General features: G+C 52.7%; 17 protein-coding genes. 12 read left to right on the top strand and 5 right to left on the bottom strand.

Features of this window, described 5'->3' with window-relative positions; genetic code table 11:
* Positions 1-152 precede the first annotated feature (152 nt).
* The 3 genes from RYZ59_RS12480 to RYZ59_RS12490 all read left to right on the top strand — a co-directional run bounded on the left by RYZ59_RS12480 (position 153) and on the right by RYZ59_RS12490 (position 2,651).
* The gene (locus RYZ59_RS12480; protein ID WP_318048147.1) at positions 153-1,868 is read left to right on the top strand and encodes an ABC-F family ATP-binding cassette domain-containing protein; all 1,716 of its coding nucleotides are present in this window, start codon (positions 153-155) and stop codon (positions 1,866-1,868) included.
* Between the two features lie 220 nt (positions 1,869-2,088).
* Positions 2,089-2,367 carry a type II toxin-antitoxin system RelE/ParE family toxin gene (locus RYZ59_RS12485; protein ID WP_003836234.1) on the top strand — a complete coding sequence of 93 codons (279 nt, stop codon included), beginning with the start codon at positions 2,089-2,091 and terminating at the stop codon, positions 2,365-2,367.
* A complete protein-coding gene (locus RYZ59_RS12490; protein WP_003833018.1) occupies positions 2,367-2,651 on the top strand; it encodes a HigA family addiction module antitoxin in 285 nt (94 codons plus the stop codon). The genes RYZ59_RS12485 and RYZ59_RS12490 overlap by 1 nt, the downstream gene beginning before the upstream one ends.
* Before the next feature lie 43 nt (positions 2,652-2,694).
* Here the strand turns inward: RYZ59_RS12490 and RYZ59_RS12495 are convergent, their stop codons facing one another.
* From RYZ59_RS12495 to fdnG, 4 genes are all read right to left on the bottom strand, one after another.
* Positions 2,695-3,297 carry an inorganic diphosphatase gene (locus tag RYZ59_RS12495; RefSeq protein ID WP_318048151.1) on the bottom strand — a complete coding sequence of 201 codons (603 nt, stop codon included), beginning with the start codon at positions 3,295-3,297 and terminating at the stop codon, positions 2,695-2,697.
* A gap of 128 nt (positions 3,298-3,425) precedes the next feature.
* Complete coding sequence (fdnI, locus tag RYZ59_RS12500; RefSeq protein WP_048211647.1) at positions 3,426-4,082, bottom strand: formate dehydrogenase-N subunit gamma; 657 nt, start codon at positions 4,080-4,082, stop codon at positions 3,426-3,428.
* Positions 4,075-4,959 (bottom strand): formate dehydrogenase N subunit beta, encoded by an 885-nt coding sequence (gene fdnH, locus RYZ59_RS12505; RefSeq protein WP_003833024.1) that lies wholly within the window; start codon positions 4,957-4,959, stop codon positions 4,075-4,077. The genes fdnI and fdnH overlap by 8 nt, the downstream gene beginning before the upstream one ends.
* A 12-nt stretch (positions 4,960-4,971) precedes the next feature.
* Positions 4,972-8,019, bottom strand: a complete 3,048-nt coding sequence (fdnG, locus tag RYZ59_RS12510) for a formate dehydrogenase-N subunit alpha (protein ID WP_318048154.1) — start codon at positions 8,017-8,019, stop codon at positions 4,972-4,974.
* A 286-nt stretch (positions 8,020-8,305) separates the two neighbouring features.
* Here fdnG and yddG point away from each other — a divergent pair, with 286 nt between their 5' ends.
* The 3 genes from yddG (at position 8,306) to RYZ59_RS12525 (ending at position 11,249) form a co-directional block, all read left to right on the top strand.
* Positions 8,306-9,187, top strand: a complete 882-nt coding sequence (gene yddG / locus RYZ59_RS12515; RefSeq protein ID WP_318048155.1) for an aromatic amino acid efflux DMT transporter YddG — start codon at positions 8,306-8,308, stop codon at positions 9,185-9,187.
* 458 nt (positions 9,188-9,645) lie between these two features.
* Positions 9,646-10,725: a porin OmpD gene (ompD, locus tag RYZ59_RS12520; RefSeq protein ID WP_318048158.1), complete on the top strand. Its 1,080-nt coding sequence runs from the start codon at positions 9,646-9,648 to the stop codon at positions 10,723-10,725.
* 143 nt (positions 10,726-10,868) lie between these two features.
* Positions 10,869-11,249, top strand: a complete 381-nt coding sequence (locus RYZ59_RS12525) for a GFA family protein (protein ID WP_086523677.1) — start codon at positions 10,869-10,871, stop codon at positions 11,247-11,249.
* Here RYZ59_RS12525 and RYZ59_RS12530 read toward each other — a convergent pair whose 3' ends face one another.
* Entirely contained in the window at positions 11,250-12,737 is a 1,488-nt protein-coding gene (locus RYZ59_RS12530) for an MFS transporter (protein ID WP_318048161.1), read from the bottom strand. It lies immediately after the preceding gene.
* 117 nt (positions 12,738-12,854) lie between these two features.
* Between RYZ59_RS12530 and RYZ59_RS12535 the strand changes: the two genes are divergently transcribed.
* From RYZ59_RS12535 to narI, 6 genes are all read left to right on the top strand, one after another.
* The gene (locus tag RYZ59_RS12535) at positions 12,855-13,433 is read left to right on the top strand and encodes a TetR family transcriptional regulator (RefSeq protein WP_318048164.1); all 579 of its coding nucleotides are present in this window, start codon (positions 12,855-12,857) and stop codon (positions 13,431-13,433) included.
* Between the two features lie 207 nt (positions 13,434-13,640).
* Positions 13,641-15,026, top strand: coding sequence for a NarK family nitrate/nitrite MFS transporter (locus RYZ59_RS12540; protein ID WP_202038624.1), 1,386 nt, complete (start codon positions 13,641-13,643; stop codon positions 15,024-15,026).
* Between the two features lie 55 nt (positions 15,027-15,081).
* Positions 15,082-18,822 carry a nitrate reductase subunit alpha gene (locus tag RYZ59_RS12545; RefSeq protein ID WP_318048169.1) on the top strand — a complete coding sequence of 1,247 codons (3,741 nt, stop codon included), beginning with the start codon at positions 15,082-15,084 and terminating at the stop codon, positions 18,820-18,822.
* Positions 18,819-20,363: a nitrate reductase subunit beta gene (narH, locus tag RYZ59_RS12550; protein ID WP_137381847.1), complete on the top strand. Its 1,545-nt coding sequence runs from the start codon at positions 18,819-18,821 to the stop codon at positions 20,361-20,363. Before RYZ59_RS12545 ends, narH begins: the two co-directional genes overlap by 4 nt.
* Positions 20,363-21,058 (top strand): nitrate reductase molybdenum cofactor assembly chaperone, encoded by a 696-nt coding sequence (gene narW / locus RYZ59_RS12555; protein ID WP_318048173.1) that lies wholly within the window; start codon positions 20,363-20,365, stop codon positions 21,056-21,058. The genes narH and narW overlap by 1 nt, the downstream gene beginning before the upstream one ends.
* The gene (gene narI / locus RYZ59_RS12560; RefSeq protein ID WP_137381846.1) at positions 21,055-21,735 is read left to right on the top strand and encodes a respiratory nitrate reductase subunit gamma; all 681 of its coding nucleotides are present in this window, start codon (positions 21,055-21,057) and stop codon (positions 21,733-21,735) included. Before narW ends, narI begins: the two co-directional genes overlap by 4 nt.
* The last annotated feature ends 70 nt before the right edge of the window (positions 21,736-21,805 follow it).

Raw genomic sequence — 21,805 nt, forward strand, 5'->3', positions numbered from 1 at the left:
TCGCCAGTGCTCAAGCGTTATCGGTATCGTGCTGCGATAACTTCTGCTTGAGCGAAGCTAACTTCTCAATCCCCTTCTCTCGGGCTTACCGGGTTATCGTCAGCGATGTTTGACGAGGCGTTTTCACGCCTGTAACTCTTGAGTAAGCAACAATGAGCACATTACTAACCGCACAATCCTTACACGTTGATACGGCATTCGGCACCCTGTTCGACTCTCTCTCTTTTACCCTGAAAAAAGGCGACCGTATTGGGCTAATCGGCTACAACGGCTGCGGAAAAAGCACGCTGTTAAAACTGCTTGATGGCACAATCGCCCCCACCAGTGGAACCATTGCGCAAGCGAATCACTGCCACCTCGCCCGCGTGGAGCAGCACTTGCCGGACGATATACTGCCACTTACGTTGCAGGAGGCTGTACTTGCTCAGCTTCCTGAACATGAGCGCGCCAGCCAGCAGTGGCGTGTTGAAGCGTTGCTCGCCGAAATGGGCTTTACGCCGGAAAATTTGCATCTCACGGCGCAAACGCTGAGCGGTGGACAGCACACACGCCTGCTGCTGGCGCGTGCGCTAATGCGAAACCCTGACCTGATGCTACTGGACGAGCCAGGCAACCACCTGGATTTGCCGACATTGCTGTGGCTGGAGCAGTTCTTACAGAACTGGTCTGGCAGCTTCGTGGTGGTGTCCCATGATCCACAACTGCTTGATGCCGTTACGCAGGGAACATGGATCCTGCGCGATCGCACGCTGCACGCTTTTGATCTTCCCTGCAGCGCCGCTCGTCAGGCTCTGGTTGAGAGAGATGCCAGCGATGCACTGCGCTATAAGGCGGAACAAAAGGAAATTGACCGCGTTACCGCCAGCGCCAAACGACTGGCAACCTGGGGGCGTGTCTACGACAACGAAGATTTGTCCCGCAAAGCGAAGCAGATGGAAAAGCAGGTGCAGCGCCTGAAGGATGTGCAGACGGAAGTGACTGCAGGAAGTCAGTGGACACTAACATTGCAGGGTGATGCCCTGCGTGCCGACCGTCTGCTGGAAATGACAAACCTGTCTGTCGCGCCAGCCCCTGACGCAGCGACGTTATTTTCCATCGCCGGGATCAGGATAAAAAGTGGTGACCGGGTGGCAATTGTTGGGCGTAACGGCTGCGGGAAATCATCGCTGCTACGGCTTATCTGGCAGCAGTATCAGTCGCAAATGGCATCGCGTTCACTGGTGTTGCACCCTCGCGTCACGCTGGGGTATTACGATCAGACGCTACACCAGCTCGCCGATGACGACACGTTGTTTGATGCCCTCGAACCGTTTGCTCCGCAGCCTGATGTTCGCAAGATGGCGCTGATTAGCGCGGGCTTCCCGTGGGTCCGCCATCAGCAGCGGGTCAATACCTTAAGCGGTGGAGAGCGCTCGAGGCTACTGTTTGTCGGGCTTACGCTGGCGCGTTATAGCCTGCTAATGCTCGATGAACCCACCAACCATCTGGATATGGAAGGTAAAGAAGCGCTGGCGCAGACGCTACAAAGTTTCAGCGGCGGCGTGCTGCTGGTGAGCCATGACCGTCAGCTTATCAGCCAAAGCTGTAATCGGTTCTGGTTTATCGATAATGGCGAACTTAGCGAATGGCACGATCTGGACGCGATCAACGATCGTATTCGGGAAACGTCGGAGGAGATGAGCGTTCCCAAAACGGTGGTCGAAGCAAGAGCCGAAATACGCGGTGACAGCGATGAATTACTGGCACAGCTTCTCGAGCTGGAGCAACGTCTGGCCGACGATCTCGCCCGCAAGCCGAAACATCAAAAGCCGCTGTTGCAGGCGCAATGGCGTAAGGAGATTGAGCGTCTGAACTCACAACTGGAGTAATCTCTATTGCCGGATGGCGCAAGCCTGTCCGGCCTACATCAGGCAAATGCGCGTGTAGGCCTGCCATCCGGCGATTCTTGCGTGGCGCTTTCCAGATATGCCCCTTCTCCCTTTTCCTTTTTGTGCATTCGCCGCACAATTTTAAATATCGCAATCCTAGTGTTGCGCTTAAAGGAACATTAATGGTAGTGTTCCTCTTGAAGGAACAAGGATGTTACGGATGATCATGAACTTCAGGCACAAGGGATTGCGCGATTTGTTTCTTCATGGACGAACATCAGGCGTTATGGCGAAACATGTCCGACGATTACGACACAGACTTGCCGTTATTGATGCGGCAAGCAAGGTTACAGATATCAATATGCCCGGTTATAAGCTACATCCTCTGGTGGGTGATCGTGACGGCATTTGGGCAATTGCTGTTTCAGGTAACTGGCGTATTACGTTTGAATTCGTCAATGGCGACGCGTACATACTGGACTACGAGGACTATCATTGATGAAGATGGCAAATCATCCCCGTCCTGGGGATATCATTCAGGAAGCGCTGGAAGAACTCAATGTCAGCCTGCGCGAGTTTGCCAGAGCTATGGAGATTGCGCCCTCAACGGCAAGTCGACTATTAACCGGGAAAGCAGCCCTAACGCCTGAGATGGCGATTAAACTCTCTGTAGTGATTGGCAGTTCACCCGAAATGTGGTTAAACCTGCAAAATACCTGGAGTCTGGCAGAGGCCCAAAAAAGCGTGGATATTTCACGCCTGCGTAAGCTGGCAGTACAGTGATAAAAGTAAATGCCGGATAAACTTTTGCCATCCGGCATACCATTTATTGCTGCGGTTTTTTCTCTTTCCAGGCATCCCACGCCTGTTTGATCTCTTGCTTTGCCGTAGCGGCGTCGTTGAAACCGTTTAATTCGACCTTCTTGCGCCCTTCCGGCAGATCTTTGTACACGCGGAAGAAAGATTCCAGACGTTGAACTTCAATCTTGGGCAGATCGCTCAACTCTTTGATGCCGTCATAAGTGGGGTCAATTTTGCTGGCCGGAACGGCGACAATTTTGTCGTCCTTTTCACCGCCGTCGATCATCTTCAGTACGCCAATAGCGCGCAGCTTAATCAACGTTCCCGGAGCCAGCGGTGCACGGGTATAAAAAATGACGTCCAGCGGGTCACCGTCGCCTGCCAGGGACTGGGTCAATGAGCCGTAGTTTGCCGGATAGGCAACCGGCATCGACTGGAAACGATCGGCCACGATAAAACCGGTTTTCGCATCGGTTTCATATTTGATGATCCCGCCGGCTGGGATTTCGGTCACGGCATAAAATTCTTCCGGGTTATTCTCCGGCTGCGGAAATTCGAGGATATTCTGCGCCTGTGCGGACGCACAGAGAAATACGCTGACTGCGAGTAATTTTTTCACCAGATGCATTGTCTTTTAACTCTTCTCTTATTGGAAAGACAACACCTTACGTATGCCAGATGACAGAAACATGACGTTTTTTTGGCAAAAAAATGGCGCTACATCCGCAGCGCCATTGTTGTCAGAAAGCGTCAGGTTTACTTAACCCCTTCTTCACTCTCTTTCTTTGCTTCCAGCTTTTCAACATCGCGATACCAGCGTGGGTGGTGTTTCTTCGCCCAGCGACGGCTCACTTTCCCTTCAACCATGCCTTTAATTGATCCTTTCACCCAAAATGCCATATACATATGGATAAGGATAGCGTGCATCAGAATAATGCCCGCCGCAGCGTGGATCAGCAGGCTGTAACGCACGACCTGCATCGGGAAATACTGCGCAAAGTATGGACGCCAGATAATAACGCCCGTGACCAGCAGCACAAAAATCATGCTCATGATCGACCAGAACATCATTTTCTGTCCGGCGTTGTATTTGCCCACATCCGCCACTTTGTGTTCATTGCCCTTCAGCACTTCCACAATGTTTTTCAGCCACGGAATATCTTTCTTATCCGGGATGTTGTGGTGAACAAAGCGCACAAACATGAACATCAGCGCAACGAAGATCAGCAGACCAAAGAAGGGGTGCAGAATACGCCCCATCTGCGGCGTGCCGAAGGTTTGCGTCAGCCATTGTAGGGTCGGGAAGAAAAACGAAATCCCCGACAGCGCCACCAGGAAAAAGCAGATCACCACCGTCCAGTGACAGGCGCGATCGATAAATTTCGTGCGCACAATCATTTTCGACTTACTCATGATGATCCTCCTCGTCGTCGTCCACTTCCTTATTCGGGCCGATGCCAATGTAGTGGTAAATCAGTCCGGCGAAGGTGGCGATAAATCCGGCGGCGGCCAACGGTTTCAGTGCCCCTTTCCACAGGTTGATAGAGGTATCTATCTGCGGATCTTTCGGCAAACCGTGGTACAGCTCCGGCTGGTTGGCATGATGCAGAACGTACATGACGTGCGTCCCCCCCACCCCCTCTGGGTTGTAGAGTCCGGCATGCTCGAAACCGCGTGCTTTTAGTTTCGCCACACGCTGTTCGCCCATTTCCAGCATCTCTTGTTTAGTGCCGAAATGTATCGCCCCGGTCGGACAGGTCTTCACGCAGGCAGGTTCTTGCCCAACGCTGACGCGATCCACACACAGCGTACATTTATACACGCGGTTATCCTCTTTATTGAGGCGCGGAATATTAAATGGACACCCGGCAATACAGTACCCGCAACCAATGCAATGCTCTGACTGGAAATCAACAATCCCGTTCGCGTACTGGATGATGGCTCCGGCAGACGGGCATGCCTTCAGGCAGCCCGGATCTTCACAGTGCATACAGCCGTCTTTACGAATCAGCCATTCCAGCTTGCCGTTCTGTTCGGTTTCGGTAAACCGCATGACCGTCCAGGACTTGGCGCTGAGATCGGCCGGGTTGTCATACACCCCGACGCAATGACCCACTTCATCGCGGATATCGTTCCACTCTGAGCAGGCCACCTGACAGGCTTTACAGCCTATACAGGTGGAAACGTCGATCAGTTTCGCGACTTCGGCTTTGTAATCACGGGCCTGAGGTGGCGGCGTGATGGAGTTTGTTGCGGACCTTTTGATGATGTCCTGCGTTTCCATAGACATATATTCGCCCCCTTACGCCTTCTCGATGTTAACTAAAAACGCTTTGTATTCCGGCGTTTGCGAGTTTGCATCACCGACGTTCGGCGTCAGGGTGTTGGCGATAAAGCCTTTACGCGCGACTCCTTCAAAGCCCCAGTGGATCGGGATCCCTACGGTTTCGACCTTCTGACCGTTGACGTTCAGGGTTTGCAGACGACGGGTGACCACGGCAACTGCGCGAATAAATCCGCGTTTGCTGCTGACTTTCACGTAGTCGCCGTTGCCGATACCTTTTGCTGACGCCAGCGTTTCGCTGATTTCCACAAACTGCTCTGGCTGGGCAATCGCATTCAACAATGCATGTTTGGTCCAGGTGTGGAAATGTTCGGTCAGACGATAGGTGGTCCCGACGTATGGGAAGTCCTGCTTCGTCCCCATGCGCAATGCATCCGCCTCGTACAGACGCGCTGCCGGGTTGGAGATCACGTTCGGGTGCAGCGGGTTAGTACCCAGCGGCGTTTCCATCGGCTCGTAGTGTTCCGGGAACGGCCCTTCCGCCAGCTTATCGATGGCAAACAGACGCCCCAGCCCTTCCGGCTGCATGATAAACGGATTGGTGCCACTGCCCGGCGCAGCGTTGTTGAAGTCAGGGATATCGTTCCCCGTCCACTTCGTACCGTTCCACTGGATAAGCATGCGTTTTGGATCCCACGGCTTACCCTGCGGATCCGCCGAAGCGCGGTTATACAGCACGCGACGGTTCAGCGGCCATGCCCAGGCCCAGCCCAGCGTATTACCAAGACCTGATGGGTCGGCGTTATCGCGGTTGGCCATCTGGTTGCCCTGCTCGGTCCAGCTACCGGTATAAATCCAGCAGGAGGATGACGTTGTACCGTCATCACGCAGGAGCGCAAAGCTGTTGAGCAACTGACCTTTTTTCGCCACCAGCACGCCATTGGCATCATAGAGATCTTCCAGCGCATAGCCGTTGTTCTCTTTGGCCACTTCCTCGGAATGCGGTTCGTCCGGTAGCTTATAGTTCCAGCTCATTTTCAGCACGGGCTCTACTGCTTTACCGCCTTCGGTGCGATACATTTCGCGCAGACGATGGTAAATACCGGCCAGAATTTCGCCGTCATTACGCGCTTCACCTGGTGCATCCTGACCTTTCCAGTGCCACTGCAGCCAACGGCCAGAGTTAGCAATCGAGCCGTCTTCTTCTGCAAAGCAGGTGGATGGCAGACGGAAAACTTCAGTCTGAATCGACGCCGGATCGACATCGTTGGATTCGCCGTGGTTTTGCCAGAATGTGGACGTTTCTGTGACCAGCGGATCGATAACCACCAGATACTTCAGTTTGCTGAGGCTCTGTACTACTTTGTTTTTGTCCGGGAAGGACGCCACCGGGTTAAAGCCCTGACAGATGTAACCGGTGACTTTCCCGCTATCCATCATGTTGAAGTATTTGATGACGTCGTATGACTGATCCCACTTCGGCAGCCACTCAAAGCCCCAGTCGTTTTCTTTCTGTGCCGCATCGCCGTAGAAAGATTTCATCAAACTGACGAAGAACTTCGGATAGTTGCCCCAATAGTTAACCTGGGAGGCCAGCGTCGCTTTGGGGGTATTGGCGGCCAGATAGGTTTGCAGATCAGCCTGCTTTTCTGACGGCAGCGTCAGATAACCGGGCAGGCTGGTCGATAACAGACCCAAGTCGGTTAAGCCCTGAATGTTGGAGTGACCGCGTAATGCGTTTACGCCGCCACCGGCCATCCCCATGTTGCCGAGCAGCAACTGGATCATCGCCATGGTGCGAATGTTCTGCGCCCCAACGGTATGCTGCGTCCAGCCCAGCGCGTACAGGAAGGTGGTGGTACGGTCGGCCGCACTGGTAGAGGCCAGCACTTCACACACTTTCAGGAAGTCGGCTTTTGGCGTACCGCAGATGTTTTCCACCACATCCGGCGTATAACGGGAAACGTGCTGTTTGAGCAGGTTCCACACGCAGCGGGGATGACTTAATGTTTCATCGCGTTTTGCGTAGCCATTTTCATCGAACTGGTAGTTCCAGGACGACTTATCGTACTGACGTTTTTCTGCGTCGTAGCCGCTGAACAGACCGTCTTCAAAAGCAAAATCATCCCGCACCAGCAGGCTGGCGTTGGTGTAGTGCTTAACGTATTCAGCGTTAATTTTGTTGTTTTCAATCAGGTACAGCAGCACACCGGAAAGGAACGTAATGTCCGTACCGGAACGAATCGGCGCATAGATATCCGCAACCGACGCTGTACGTGTAAAACGGGGATCGACAACAATCAGCGTAGCATCATTGTTGTTTTTAGCTTCCATCGCCCAGCGGAATCCGACTGGATGTGCTTCAGCGGCGTTACCGCCCATCACCATCACGACGTTAGCGTTTTTGATATCAACCCAGTGGTTGGTCATCGCACCGCGACCAAATGTTGGAGCAAGACTTGCTACCGTTGGTCCGTGTCAGACGCGTGCCTGGTTGTCTACCGCCAGCATGCCGAGTGAGCGCACGAATTTTTGCGTCAGCATGCCGGTTTCATTACTCGCCGCAGATGCACACAGCATCCCGGTTGAAAGCCAGCGGTTGACCGTAACGCCCTGCTCATTCTTCTCAATAAAGTTAGCGTCACGGTCTGCTTTCATCAGTTTTGCGATGCGGGAGAACGCTTCGTCCCAACTGATGCGTTGCCATTTGTCGGAGCCAGGAGCGCGATATTCCGGGTAACGTAAACGGCTTTCGCTGTGCACGTAATCCAGTAATCCTGCGCCCTTAGGACAAAGTGCCCCACGGCTCACCGGATGATCAGGATCCCCTTCGATATGATAAATCGACTCTTTGGCGTTTTTTGCTCCATCACCCAGGCTATACATTAATAGCCCGCAACCTACGGAACAGTATGTGCAGGTGTTTCGGATCTCTTTTGCGCGTAACAGCTTATAGTTTCGCGCCTGAGCCAGTGCCATTTTGGGTGCAAAACCCAGTGCGGCTACTGTAGTCCCCGCCATACCGCCCGCGCAGATTTTAAAGAATTGTCTGCGGCTGACGTCCATTGCTTTCCTCTTTTTTACAGGGGTTCGTACAAGACATCTTTCACCTTGCGCCAGCGCGGCAGTCTGAAAGATGACATGTACAACTTCGCGACGAAACTAACAGCTATATCCATATTTTTTTTGCGTCAAATCAATAACGAAACGGTTCCGCTACTAAATAGTGCAGTTTGTGTAACCTGTGTACCCACAAGGAGTTAGCTAAAAGCTAATTAGTTAGCCCGCACTGAGGTAAAAGTGCTATAAATTTCAGCTTCATTTTTGCCAGGACGACGGACAGACAAACAGCATGACAAAACAAAAAGCAACGTTAATCGGACTCATCGCCATCGTGCTGTGGAGCACGATGGTGGGGTTGATGCGTGGAGTGAGTGAAGGACTGGGGCCGGCGGGCGGCGCAGCGATGATTTTCTCATTAAGCGGAATTCTGCTGATATTTACCGTCGGATTTCCGAATATCAAAAAAATTCCGCCTCGCTATTTAATCGCGGGTAGCGTGCTTTTTGTCAGCTATGAAATGTGCCTGGCTCTGGCATTAGGTTATGCCGCTACCCGACACCAGGCAATAGAAGTAGGAATGGTCAATTATCTCTGGCCAAGTCTGACGATTTTGTTTGCTATATTATTTAATGGTCAAAAAACAAACTGGATGATAATTCCAGGATTAATTCTCGCATTGACCGGAGTCTGCTGGGTTTTAGGTGGCGAGAACGGTCTAAATCCAGGTGAAATTATCAGCAACATTGCCAGTAGCCCGCTGAGTTATTTCCTCGCATTTTTGGGTGCTTTTATCTGGGCAACGTATTGCACTGTCACTAATAAATTTGCGAAAGGGTTTAACGGTATCACCGTTTTTGTTTTACTGACGGCGACCAGTTTGTGGGTCTACTATTTTATGACGCCCCAACCAGAAATGGTTTTCAGCACACCGGTGACCATTAAGATGTTCACGGCTGCATTAACGCTAGGATTTGCCTATGCGGCCTGGAATATCGGAATTTTACACGGTAATGTCACTGTCATGGCGGTAGGGTCTTATTTCACTCCAGTGCTTTCCTCTGCACTGGCTGCCGTATTGCTCAGCGCCCCGCTGTCGTTCTCGTTCTGGCAAGGCGCAGTGATGGTCTGTGCTGGCTCGCTACTGTGCTGGCTGGCAACACGTCGGGCATAGAAATCAGGCCGGGTTTCTGGCATAGAGATAGAACCCGGTTACACTCTGGTCAGTTAACGGATAATAATTATACATTCCGCTTGCGTTTTATGTTTTTATTTGTTTAATTAAATGTTAAATAACTGGTAATTAATCAACACCCGAAAATATTTCATATTTACCTATAACCCTCCGATTGTATATATTTTACATAGGTTACTAACGATTAGTAAACCATAATCAGCACAATAGTCCCCGTTGAAAATATATCCCAACAAAAGATTACATATTAATATTAATATAATCAGCTGTATTATGTAGATCTGGATCACACAAATTCAAATATTCCGCAATATTATGAAACTTATTATTGAACTAATACCACATCGTCATTTAAAAATAGTTCGTCATTGATGAACGGCCTCGTTTAGCAATGGTTTAGGAAACACACCAAGAAAAAATTATAAGGATTATTTAGAATGAAACTTAAATTAGTTGCAGTGGCAGTGACTACCCTGTTGGCAGCAGGTGCGGTAAACGCAGCTGAGATTTATAACAAAGACGGTAACAAACTGGATCTGTACGGTAAAGTTCACGCTCAGCATTACTTCTCTGACGATACCAGCAGCGATGGTGACAAAACTTACGCGCGTCTGGGCTTCAAAGGCGAAACTCAGATCAACGACCAGCTGGTTGGTTTCGGCCAGTGGGAATATGAATTCAAAGGCAACCGTTCTGAAGATCAAGGTTCCGAAGCAGACAAAACCCGTCTGGCATTCGCTGGCCTGAAATTCGCTGAATACGGTTCTTTCGACTACGGTCGTAACTACGGCGTAGCTTACGACATCGGCGCATGGACTGACGTCCTGCCAGAATTCGGCGGTGATACCTGGACCCAGACTGACGTCTTCATGACTCAGCGTGCTACCGGCGTTGCAACTTACCGTAACACTGACTTCTTCGGTCTGGTTGAAGGTCTGAACTTTGCTGCTCAGTATCAGGGCAAAAACGACCGTAACAGCGACGTTGAAGCGAACGGCGACGGTTTCGGTCTGTCTTCTACTTATGAATACGAAGGCTTCGGCATCGGTGCGACCTATGCGAAATCTGACCGTACTGATGACCAGATGCGTAATGGCAACAACGAATTCTACGCTTCCGGTAAAAACGCAGAAGTATGGGCTGCTGGCCTGAAATATGATGCGAACAACATCTACCTGGCAACCACCTACTCTGAAACCCGCAACATGACCACCTTCGGTAAAGTTGACGGTATCGCTAACAAAGCGCAGAACTTTGAAGTTGTTGCTCAGTACCAGTTCGACTTCGGTCTGCGTCCGTCCATCGCTTACCTGAAATCCAAAGGTAAAGATCTGGGTGTTTACGGCGACCAGGATCTGGTTGAATACGTAGATCTGGGTGCGACCTACTACTTCAACAAAAACATGTCTACCTTCGTTGATTACAAAATCAACCTGCTGGACGACAACAAATTCACTTCTGACGCCCGTGTTAGCACTGACAACATCGTGGCAGTTGGTCTGAACTACCAGTTCTAATTTTGTTGTAAGTTGAATACAAAGCCAGTCCATCCAGGGCTGGCTTTTTCTCTTGATGTAGACTCGGTCATAAGGAGTATGCCGTGCAGACGTTCACTGGTCGTTGTCTTTGCGGACAGAGTCATTTTACCGTAAACGTCGAAATGCTTGATGTCTATGCCTGCCACTGCACGCTGTGCCAGAAATGGTCCGGTGGTGTCGCCATGTATCTGGAAGCCAGCGGTCATCCACTACTGTCTCCTGATTCAGCAGAACCTTCGCACTTTCCCTCATCAACGCGCGGAGAACGTTTCTTCTGTTCCGGCTGTGGATGCCCCCTGTGGTTTACGCTGACCGATAGCGATCGCTACTTTATTCCGTGGACATTGCTGGAGCTGAATGAGGTGGATCGCCGCCGTCTGATTCTGGCGGCTGAAATCTATACCGAAACACAGCCTGCGTTCTGGAGGTTGACGGGGCAATACGCTCGCCTGAGTGGAAAAGAGGTCGAAGCGATGGATTACCCCTGTCATTTAGCTCACTAGTTATTGACGGTTCACTTTTGCCAGGCTGAACCACATCCCTACCGCTAATACGATAAGCATGCTGCCAGCGCTGCTCAATGCCACGCTGTGCGACCAGGTAAATGCTTCTCTGGCAGCTGCAAGCAACGCGTCGCTAAGAGACGGCGAAAGCGAATGAGCTAATTGCACCGCCTCGCCCATTGACGATGAAGCACGTTCCAGCTCCTGCGCATTGAGGCCGGCAGGCGGTAGAATCGACGCGGAAAAACTACGGCTTAGCAAGAGACCAAAAATCGCGATCCCAAGACCGGCCCCCAGTTCATAGGCCATAGTTTCGATAGCCCCCGCAGCAGCGGCTTTTTCAGCCGGGGCTGCCGCCATAATGGCTGCCGTTGAGGCCAGTAGCGCGCTGGCGGCACTGAACCCCAGTAACGCCATTAATATCCAGGCCTGGATCTGCTGAGTGCTGAAATCCGTCATTGCCAGACCGTAGAAACTGACTGCACTCAACGCCATACCTGCCGTTGCCACGCAGCGTAATCCCAGCCGTGAAACCAACATACCGGCAATTGGGCCGCTGAAGCCACTCGCCAGCATGACCGGTAGCATAAACAGCCCCGCCTGATACGGCGTTAAACCGTGAACAAACTGTAATTCCTGGGCCATCAGCAGCTCAAACCCCACCAGGGTGATCATCGCCGTCATCGCCATGACCACGCCGCTTAAGATAATGCGATGGGTGAACAATCGCATATCAATCATCGGACGTGAGGCCGCGAGCTGAATACGCACAAATTTCCACAACAGCACTGCTCCGGTTAGCAGCGTCAATACGATAACCCCGGTCGCCATATGCCCTTTTAGCGCCGTTTTAGCACTGTAAACCAGCAGTAAAATCGCCACGATCAACATAATCGCATGGCCAAAATTTAACGACTGATCCCGGCGCCCGGTCTGGCGTGGCACGTAACGTGCGGTCAATGTCATCACCACCAGTACAATGGGCACATTGATTAAGAACACTGAGCTCCAGTAGAAATGCTCCAGCAACATACCACCGACTAAGGGACCAAATGCCGCACCGCCGGAACCGACAGCAGCCCAGACGCCAAGCGCCATATTGCGATGACGTTGTTCGGCAAAGGTGGCACGAATACCTGCCAGCGTCGCCGGAACGATCATCGCCGCACCAATGGCCAGCACGGCCCGGGTCGCGATTAGCCAACCAGCACTGTGAGCAAACGCGGCAGCCAGCGATGCCAGACCAAATAGCCCACCACCCAGCATCAGCAAACGTTTAAAGCCGATGCGATCGCCCAACGCCCCCATCGGTAACACCATACCGGCCATCACCAGAGAATAGATATCAATGATCCACAGCAGCTCGTTACCACTGGCACCCAGCGTCATACTCAGCGTGGGCGCGGCAACGTGCAGCACCGTTGCATCAATCGCAACAGGGATGTAGACCAGCACAATAATCACTAACGTTAACCACTGACGAAACATAAAACTCCCTACAAAACTGAAACTGGACACATGTCCAGCTTTAGCGATCCTACGGAAAATTGAACGCATGTCCAACTTTTTGTTAAACTGCCAATAATGTGAATATAGGGAGGTAGTATGAGCTATATGAATCGGGATGAACGTCGGGAATTGATCCTGCAGGCGGCAATGCGCGTGGCGCTTGAAGAAGGATTTTCCGCCATGACCGTTAGACGTATTGCCGCAGAGGCTCAGGTAGCGACCGGGCAACTGCATCATCATTTTACCTCTGCCGGTGAGCTCAAATCCCAGGCCTTTGTCCGCCTGATCCGCACCCTTCTTGATGCCGAACTGGTCAGTGAAAACGCATCTTACCGCGAACGACTTCATGCCATGTTGGGAAGTGAAGACGGTGGGTTCGAGCCGTATATCAAGCTGTGGCGCGAAGCGCAGATCCTCGCCGATAAGGACCCGGAAATCAAAAGCGCTTACCTGCTCACAATGCGTATGTGGCATGAAGAAACCGCCGCGATCATCACCCACGGGCAGAAAGCCGGCGAGTTCTCCTCCGCGCCTGATGCTGCCGACGTCGCCTGGCGTTTAATTGCGCTGGTTTGCGGACTGGATGGGATGTATATGCTGGGCTTTGCAGAAATGGCCGATCCGGCTTTCGATCGCCACCTGGATCGCATGATAACGCTAGAGTTATTTATTTGATGTTATACATGAATTAACAATACATCTTTTAAATTTACAATTAGTAACACTTAAGCAACGTGTTATTCCTCTGACACGCCGCGTTATTGCGCTTTTTTATCTATCCTTTCAGTCAATATTCCTAAAACTTTTCAATAATTTCTAATTAGCACCAGTGCGGAACCCCAGGCGTTTATTTATTGAACGACGTGCGCATGTGAGGAAAATATGTCATCACCAAATGAGAAGAATAATCGTTATCTTTTGACTGACTGGAAACCAGAAAACCCCGCTTTTTGGGAAAATAAAGGCAAACACATTGCGCGAAGAAACCTCTGGATATCAGTGAGTTGCTTGCTACTCGCGTTCTGCGTCTGGATGTTATTTAGTGCGGTTGCGGTAAATTTAAATAAAATTGGTTTTAATTTCACCACCGATCAGCTCTTTTTATTAACGGCATTACCCTCTCTGTCTGGCGCAATATTACGCGTCCCCTACTCCTTTATGGTACCTATATTTGGCGGCCGCCGTTGGACCGTTTTTAGTACGATAATCCTGGTTATTCCCTGCGTATGGCTCGGTTTCGCTGTGCAAAATACCGCTACCCCTTTCGGTGTATTTATCATCATTGCGCTGATGTGTGGTTTTGCCGGTGCCAATTTTGCCTCCAGTATGGGGAATATCAGTTTCTTCTTCCCGAAAGCGAAGCAAGGCAGTGCGCTGGGCGTGAATGGCGGTCTCGGTAACCTTGGCGTCAGCGTGATGCAGTTAATCGCGCCGTTAGTCATTTTCCTGCCCCTATTTACCTTTTTAGGGGTACAAGGCGTACCGCAGCCTGACGGTTCTTTATTGTCACTGGCAAACGCCGCATGGATTTGGGTTCCGCTGCTGCTGCTCTCAACGCTGGCTGCGGGCGTGGGAATGAATGACATCGCCAGTTCGAAGGCCTCAATCGCCTCTCAGCTACCGGTCCTCAAACGCTTTCATCTGTGGCTGCTAAGCCTGTTGTACCTTGCCACTTTCGGTTCGTTTATCGGCTTTTCAGCCGGTTTTGCCATGCTAGCGAAAACCCAGTTCCCCGACGTTAATATTCTGCAACTGGCGTTCTTTGGGCCGTTTATCGGCGCCCTGGCACGCTCGGCGGGCGGCGTTATCTCTGACAAGTTCGGCGGAGTACGGGTCACGTTAATCAACTTCATCTTTATGGCGCTGTTTAGTGCGCTGCTGTTTCTTACCCTCCCCGGCTCAGGAGAAGGAAATTTTGTTGCCTTCTATCTGGTGTTCATGGGCTTGTTCCTGACCGCGGGACTGGGCAGCGGGTCAACCTTCCAGATGATTGCGGTGATCTTTCGCAAAATCACCATCTACCGCGTGAAGCTGCAGGGTGGAACGGAAGAACAGGCCCAGCGTGAAGCGGTGACCGATACCGCAGCGGCACTGGGTTTTATCTCCGCCATCGGTGCCGTGGGTGGTTTCTTCATTCCAAAAGCCTTTGGTTCCTCTCTGGCGCTGACCGGTTCACCGGTTGGGGCAATGAAAATCTTTTTAGTGTTTTACATCGTCTGCGTGCTGGTGACCTGGTTGGTCTATGGCCGCAAATCGCAAAAAAAATAACAACTATTTGGCCTGCAGATCGTAGGCAGCGTCCATTAGGAGCAGGAGAAATGTCATGAGTAAACTGTTGGATCGCTTTCGCTACTTTAAACAAAAGGGCGAGACGTTTGCCGAGGGGCATGGGCAAGTAATGCACACCAACCGGGACTGGGAAGACAGCTATCGTCAACGCTGGCAGTTCGACAAAATTGTGCGGTCTACCCACGGCGTGAACTGTACCGGCTCATGCAGCTGGAAAATCTACGTTAAAAACGGACTTGTGACCTGGGAAACACAACAAACTGACTACCCGCGAACCCGCCCCGACCTGCCCAACCATGAGCCACGCGGCTGCCCGCGCGGTGCCAGCTATTCCTGGTATCTCTACAGCGCTAACCGCCTGAAATACCCGCTGGTACGTAAACGTCTGATCGAACTGTGGCGCGACGCCCTGTCCCGCCAGCCCGACCCGGTGCTGGCCTGGGAATCGATCATGAACGACCCGCAAAAATGCCAGAGCTACAAACAGGTGCGCGGGCGCGGCGGGTTTATTCGTTCCAACTGGAAAGAGCTAAACCAACTGATTGCCGCCGCCAACGTCTGGACGGTAAAAACCTATGGCCCGGACCGGGTGGCCGGATTCTCACCCATTCCCGCCATGTCGATGGTTTCGTACGCGGCGGGTACGCGTTACCTCTCGCTGCTAGGTGGAACCTGCCTGAGCTTCTATGACTGGTACTGCGATTTACCGCCGGCGTCACCCATGACCTGGGGTGAGCAGACCGACGTTCCGGAGTCAGCCGACTGGTATAACTCCAGCTATATCATTGCCTGGGGCTCAAACGTCCCACAAACCCGTACGCCAGACGCCCACTTCTTTACGGAAGTGCGTTACAAAGGCACCAAGACAATTGCCATTACGCCGGACTACTCAGAGGTCGCCAAGTTATGCGACCAGTGGCTGGCACCGAAACAAGGGACCGACAGCGCACTGGCCATGGCCATGGGGCACGTGATCCTCAAAGAATTCCACCTCGACAAACCCAGCGATTACTTCCTCAATTACTGCCGCCGCTACACCGATATGCCCATGCTGGTCCTGCTGGATGGCCGCGAAGATGGTAGTTTTGTCCCTGGTCGAATGATGCGCGCTTCAGACCTGGTTGATGGTCTGGGTGAAACCAACAACCCGGAGTGGAAAACCGTAGCGTTTAACAGCAACGGTGAACTGGTCGTGCCAAACGGTTCGATTGGCTTTCGTTGGGGTGAAAAAGGGAAATGGAACCTGGAGCCGCTGGCGGCTGGCGCGGAAACAGAACTGTCGTTGTCATTGCTCGGACAGCACGATGACGTGGCCGGTGTCGCCTTCCCTTACTTTGGCGGCAATGAAAACCCACATTTTCGCAGCGTGAAGCAGGAACCGGTGCTGATTCGACAATTGCCGGTAAAACGTCTCACCCTCGCGGATGGCAGCGTTTGCCCGGTGGTCAGCGTCTATGACCTGGTGCTGGCGAATTACGGCCTCGACCGTGGTCTGGATGACGTTCATAGCGCACAAGATTACAGCGAAGTTAAAGCCTACACCCCGGCCTGGGGCGAACAAATTACGGGTGTTCCGAGCCGTCATATCGAACAAATCGCCCGTGAGTTTGCCGATACCGCACACAAAACCCACGGTCGCTCGATGATCATCCTCGGTGCGGGTGTAAACCACTGGTACCACATGGACATGAACTACCGAGGGATGATCAACATTCTGGTGTTCTGCGGCTGTGTCGGACAAAGCGGCGGCGGCTGGGCCCACTATGTGGGTCAGGAGAAACTGCGTCCGCAAACCGGCTGGCTGCCACTGGCCTTTGCGCTGGACTGGAACCGTCCACCGCGCCAGATGAACAGCACCTCGTTTTTCTACAACCACTCCAGCCAGTGGCGTTATGAGAAAGTCACCGCGCAGGAGCTGCTCTCTCCGTTGGCCGATGCCTCGAAGTTCACCGGGCATCTGATCGACTTCAACGTCCGCGCCGAGCGGATGGGCTGGTTACCGTCTGCCCCGCAGCTCAACCTTAACCCACTCACGGTGAAAGCAAAGGCACAACAAGCGGGATTATCCCCTGCTGAATACACCGCGCAGGCGCTGAAGTCCGGAGATATCCGCTTTGCCTGCGAACAACCTGACAGCGGTAAAAACCATCCACGCAACCTCTTCGTCTGGCGTTCTAATCTGTTGGGCTCTTCCGGTAAAGGGCATGAATACATGCTCAAATATCTGCTGGGTACTGAAAGCGGGATTCAGGGTGAAGCGCTTGGCGAAACCGATGGCATTAAACCGGAAGAAGTGGAATGGCAGTCGGCGGCGATTGAAGGCAAGCTCGACCTGCTGGTGACGCTCGATTTCCGTATGTCCAGCACCTGTCTGTTCTCCGATATCGTGCTACCTACCGCCACCTGGTATGAAAAAGACGATATGAATACCTCGGATATGCATCCGTTTATTCACCCGCTGTCGGCTGCAGTCGATCCTGCCTGGGAGTCAAAAAGCGACTGGGAAATTTATAAAGGCATCGCCAAAGTGTTCTCGGAGGTGTGCGTCGGCCATCTGGGACAAGAAACCGATGTGGTACTGCAACCGCTGCAGCATGATTCCCCGGCAGAACTGGCGCAGCCGTTTGATATCCTGGACTGGCGTAAAGGCGAATGCGACCTTATTCCGGGTAAGACCGCACCCAATATCGCCGTTGTGGAGCGTGATTATCCCGCCACTTACGAACGCTTCACCTCGCTCGGGCCATTGATGGACAAGCTCGGCAACGGTGGGAAAGGCATCTCGTGGAATACCCAGGCGGAGGTCGATTTCCTCGCCAAGTTGAATTACACCAAGCGCGAAGGTCCGGCGAAAGGCCGCCCGCTGATCGACACCGCGCTGGATGCCTCGGAAGTGATCCTCGCGCTGGCGCCGGAAACCAACGGCCAGGTGGCGGTGAAGGCGTGGGAAGCGCTGGGCGCGATGACCGGTCGGGACCATACACATCTGGCGTTGAACAAAGAAGACGAAAAGATTCGTTTTCGCGACATTCAGGCGCAGCCGCGCAAAATCATCTCCAGCCCGACCTGGTCGGGTCTTGAAAGTGAGCATGTCTCCTACAACGCAGGCTACACCAACGTGCATGAGCTGATCCCATGGCGCACCCTGTCGGGTCGTCAGCAACTGTATCAGGATCACGCGTGGATGCGCGCCTTTGGCGAAAGCCTGGTGGCGTATCGTCCACCCATTGATACCCGTAGCGTCAGCGAAATGCGTGAGATACCGCCAAACGGCTTCCCGGAGAAAGCACTCAACTTCCTGACGCCGCACCAGAAATGGGGCATCCACTCTACCTACAGTGAAAACCTGCTGATGCTGACGCTGTCGCGTGGCGGGCCGATTGTCTGGATCAGTGAAACTGATGCTAAGGAGTTAGGTATTGAAGACAACGACTGGATCGAAGCTTTCAATGCAAACGGGGCACTGACCGCACGCGCGGTGGTCAGCCAGCGTGTACCGCCAGGCATGACCATGATGTACCACGCACAGGAACGAATCATGAATATACCCGGTTCCGAAGTCACCGGAATGCGCGGTGGTATTCATAACTCCGTCACCCGTGTGTGTCCGAAACCGACCCACATGATTGGCGGCTATGCGCAGTTGGCATACAGCTTCAACTATTACGGAACGGTCGGCTCTAACCGCGATGAGTTCATCATGATTAGGAAAATGAAAAATATTAACTGGCTGGATGATGAAGGTCGCGATCAGGTACAGGAGGCGAAAAAATGAAAATACGCTCACAGGTAGGCATGGTTCTGAATCTGGATAAGTGCATCGGCTGCCACACCTGCTCCGTCACCTGTAAAAACGTCTGGACCGGGCGTGAAGGGATGGAATATGCGTGGTTTAACAACGTCGAAACCAAACCCGGCATTGGTTACCCGAAAAACTGGGAGGACCAGGAAGAGTGGCAAGGCGGCTGGGTGCGCGATGTTAACGGTAAAATCAGACCGCGCCTGGGCGGCAAGATGGGGGTGATCACCAAAATTTTCGCCAACCCGGTGATCCCGCAAATCGACGATTACTACGAGCCGTTTACCTACGATTACCAGCATCTGCACAGTGCGCCGGAAGGCAAAAATCAGCCCACCGCCCGCCCGCGTTCGCTGATTGATGGTAAACGGATGGACAAAATTATCTGGGGCCCCAACTGGGAAGAATTACTTGGCGGTGAATTCTCTAAACGTGCCCGTGACCGTAACTTCGAGAAGATGCAAAAGGAGATGTACGGTCAGTTTGAAAACACCTTCATGATGTATTTGCCACGCCTGTGCGAACACTGCCTGAACCCAAGCTGTGTCGCCACCTGCCCGAGCGGCGCCATCTACAAACGTGAAGAAGATGGCATCGTGCTGATCGACCAGGATAAGTGCCGCGGCTGGCGCTTGTGCATCAGCGGTTGTCCGTATAAGAAAATCTACTTTAACTGGAAGAGCGGCAAGTCGGAAAAATGCATCTTCTGCTATCCACGTATTGAATCCGGCCAACCTACCGTGTGTTCCGAAACCTGCGTCGGGCGTATTCGCTATCTTGGCGTGCTGCTGTACGACGCCGATCGCATCGAGGAAGCGGCCAGCACCGAACATGAAACCGACCTTTATGAGCGTCAGTGCGATGTGTTCCTTAACCCGCACGATCCGGCCGTCATTGAAGAAGCGCTGAAACAGGGGATTCCGCACAACGTAATTGAAGCGGCCCAGCGTTCACCGGTTTACAAAATGGCGATGGACTGGAAACTGGCACTGCCGCTGCACCCGGAGTATCGCACCCTGCCGATGGTCTGGTATGTGCCGCCGTTGTCACCGATTCAGTCTTACGCTGATGCCGGTGGTCTGCCGCACAATGGCAACATTCTGCCCGCGGTTGAGTCACTGCGAATCCCGGTCCAGTACCTCGCCAACATGCTCAGTGCAGGTGATACCGGTCCGGTACTGCGCGCCCTGAAACGCATGATGGCGATGCGTCACTACATGCGCTCGCAAACCGTGGAAGGTGTAACCGATACCCGTGCAGTTGAGGAAGTGGGCTTAACCGTTGAACAGGTTGAGGAGATGTACCGCTATTTGGCCATTGCCAACTACGAAGACCGCTTCGTGATCCCAACCAGCCATCGTGAAATGGCGCGTGACGCTTTCCCGGAGAAAAACGGGTGCGGCTTCACCTTCGGCGACGGCTGTCACGGCTCGGACACCAAGTTCAATCTGTTTAACAGTAGTCGCATTGACGCTATCGATATCACCGAAGTACGCGATAAAGCGGAGGGTCAATAATGCAAATCCTCAAGGTTATCGGTCTGCTGATGGAATACCCGGACGCGCTGCTCTGGGAGTGCAAAGATGACGCCTTCGCGCTGGTCGCCAGCGATGCGCCCATGCTAAGCGGCTTTACCCACGAGCTGCTCAATGCCCCGTTACTGGATAAGCAAGCTGAATGGTGTGAAGTATTTGACCGTGGACGCGCCACTTCACTGCTGTTGTTCGAGCATGTGCATGCCGAATCCCGCGACCGCGGTCAGGCGATGGTCGACCTGCTGGCCCAGTACGAAAAAGTCGGGCTACAGCTCAACTGTCGCGAACTGCCGGATCACCTGCCGCTGTATCTGGAATATTTAAGCGTGCTGCCTGAAGCAGAAGCCAAAGAGGGATTGCAGAACGTTGCCCCGATACTGGCGCTGCTCGGCGGGCGGTTAAAACAGCGCGATACCCCCTGGTATCAACTGTTTGACGCCCTGCTGCTGCTTGCCGGAAGTCCGCTATCAAGTGACAGTGTCACAAAACAGGTTGGCGCTGAAACCCGCGATGATACCCGTCAGGCGCTGGATGCCGTCTGGGAAGAGGAACAGGTGAAGTTTATTGAGGATAATACGACTGCCTGTGACAGTTCACCGTTACAAAACTATCAACGACGCTTTAGCCAGGACGTGGCACCACAATATGTCGACGTCAGCGCGGGAGGCCCGAAATGATACAGTATCTGAACGTCTTTTTTTACGACATCTACCCGTATCTGTGCGGCACGGTGTTTATCCTCGGGAGTTGGTTACGCTACGACTACGGACAGTACACCTGGCGCGCCTCCTCCAGTCAGATGCTGGATAAACGCGGTATGGTGCTATGGTCAAACTTGTTCCATATCGGCATTTTGGGGATCTTCTTTGGACACCTGTTTGGCATGTTAACCCCACACTGGATGTATGCCTGGTTCCTGCCAATCGCGGTGAAACAACAGATGGCGATGATTGCCGGCGGTCTGTGTGGCGTATTGACGCTGGTAGGCGGCGCGGGTCTGCTGGTGCGCCGTCTGACGAACTCGCGTATTCGCGCAACATCCTCAACCGCAGATATTCTGATCCTGTGTATCCTGTTGATTCAGTGTATCCTCGGCCTGACCACTATCCCGTTTTCGGCACAACATCCGGACGGCAGTGAAATGCTGAAACTGGTGGGCTGGGCGCAGTCGGTCGTCACCTTCCAGGGCGGTGCGTCTGCACATCTGGATGGCGTGGCGTTGATCTTCCGGGTACACCTGGTACTGGGGATGACGATTTTCCTGCTGTTCCCGTTCACCCGTCTGGTTCACGTCTGGAGCGCGCCGGTTGAGTATTTCACTCGCCGTTACCAGATAGTACGTTCTCGCCGATAATTTTCTCTGCTGTCCGGTAGCGCGTGCGCTTACCGGGCAGCATCGCTATCCCACTTTTTGTACGTTATGA

It is taken from the genome of Citrobacter sp. HN-141, assembly GCF_033341895.1.
GTDB lineage: Bacteria > Pseudomonadota > Gammaproteobacteria > Enterobacterales > Enterobacteriaceae > Citrobacter.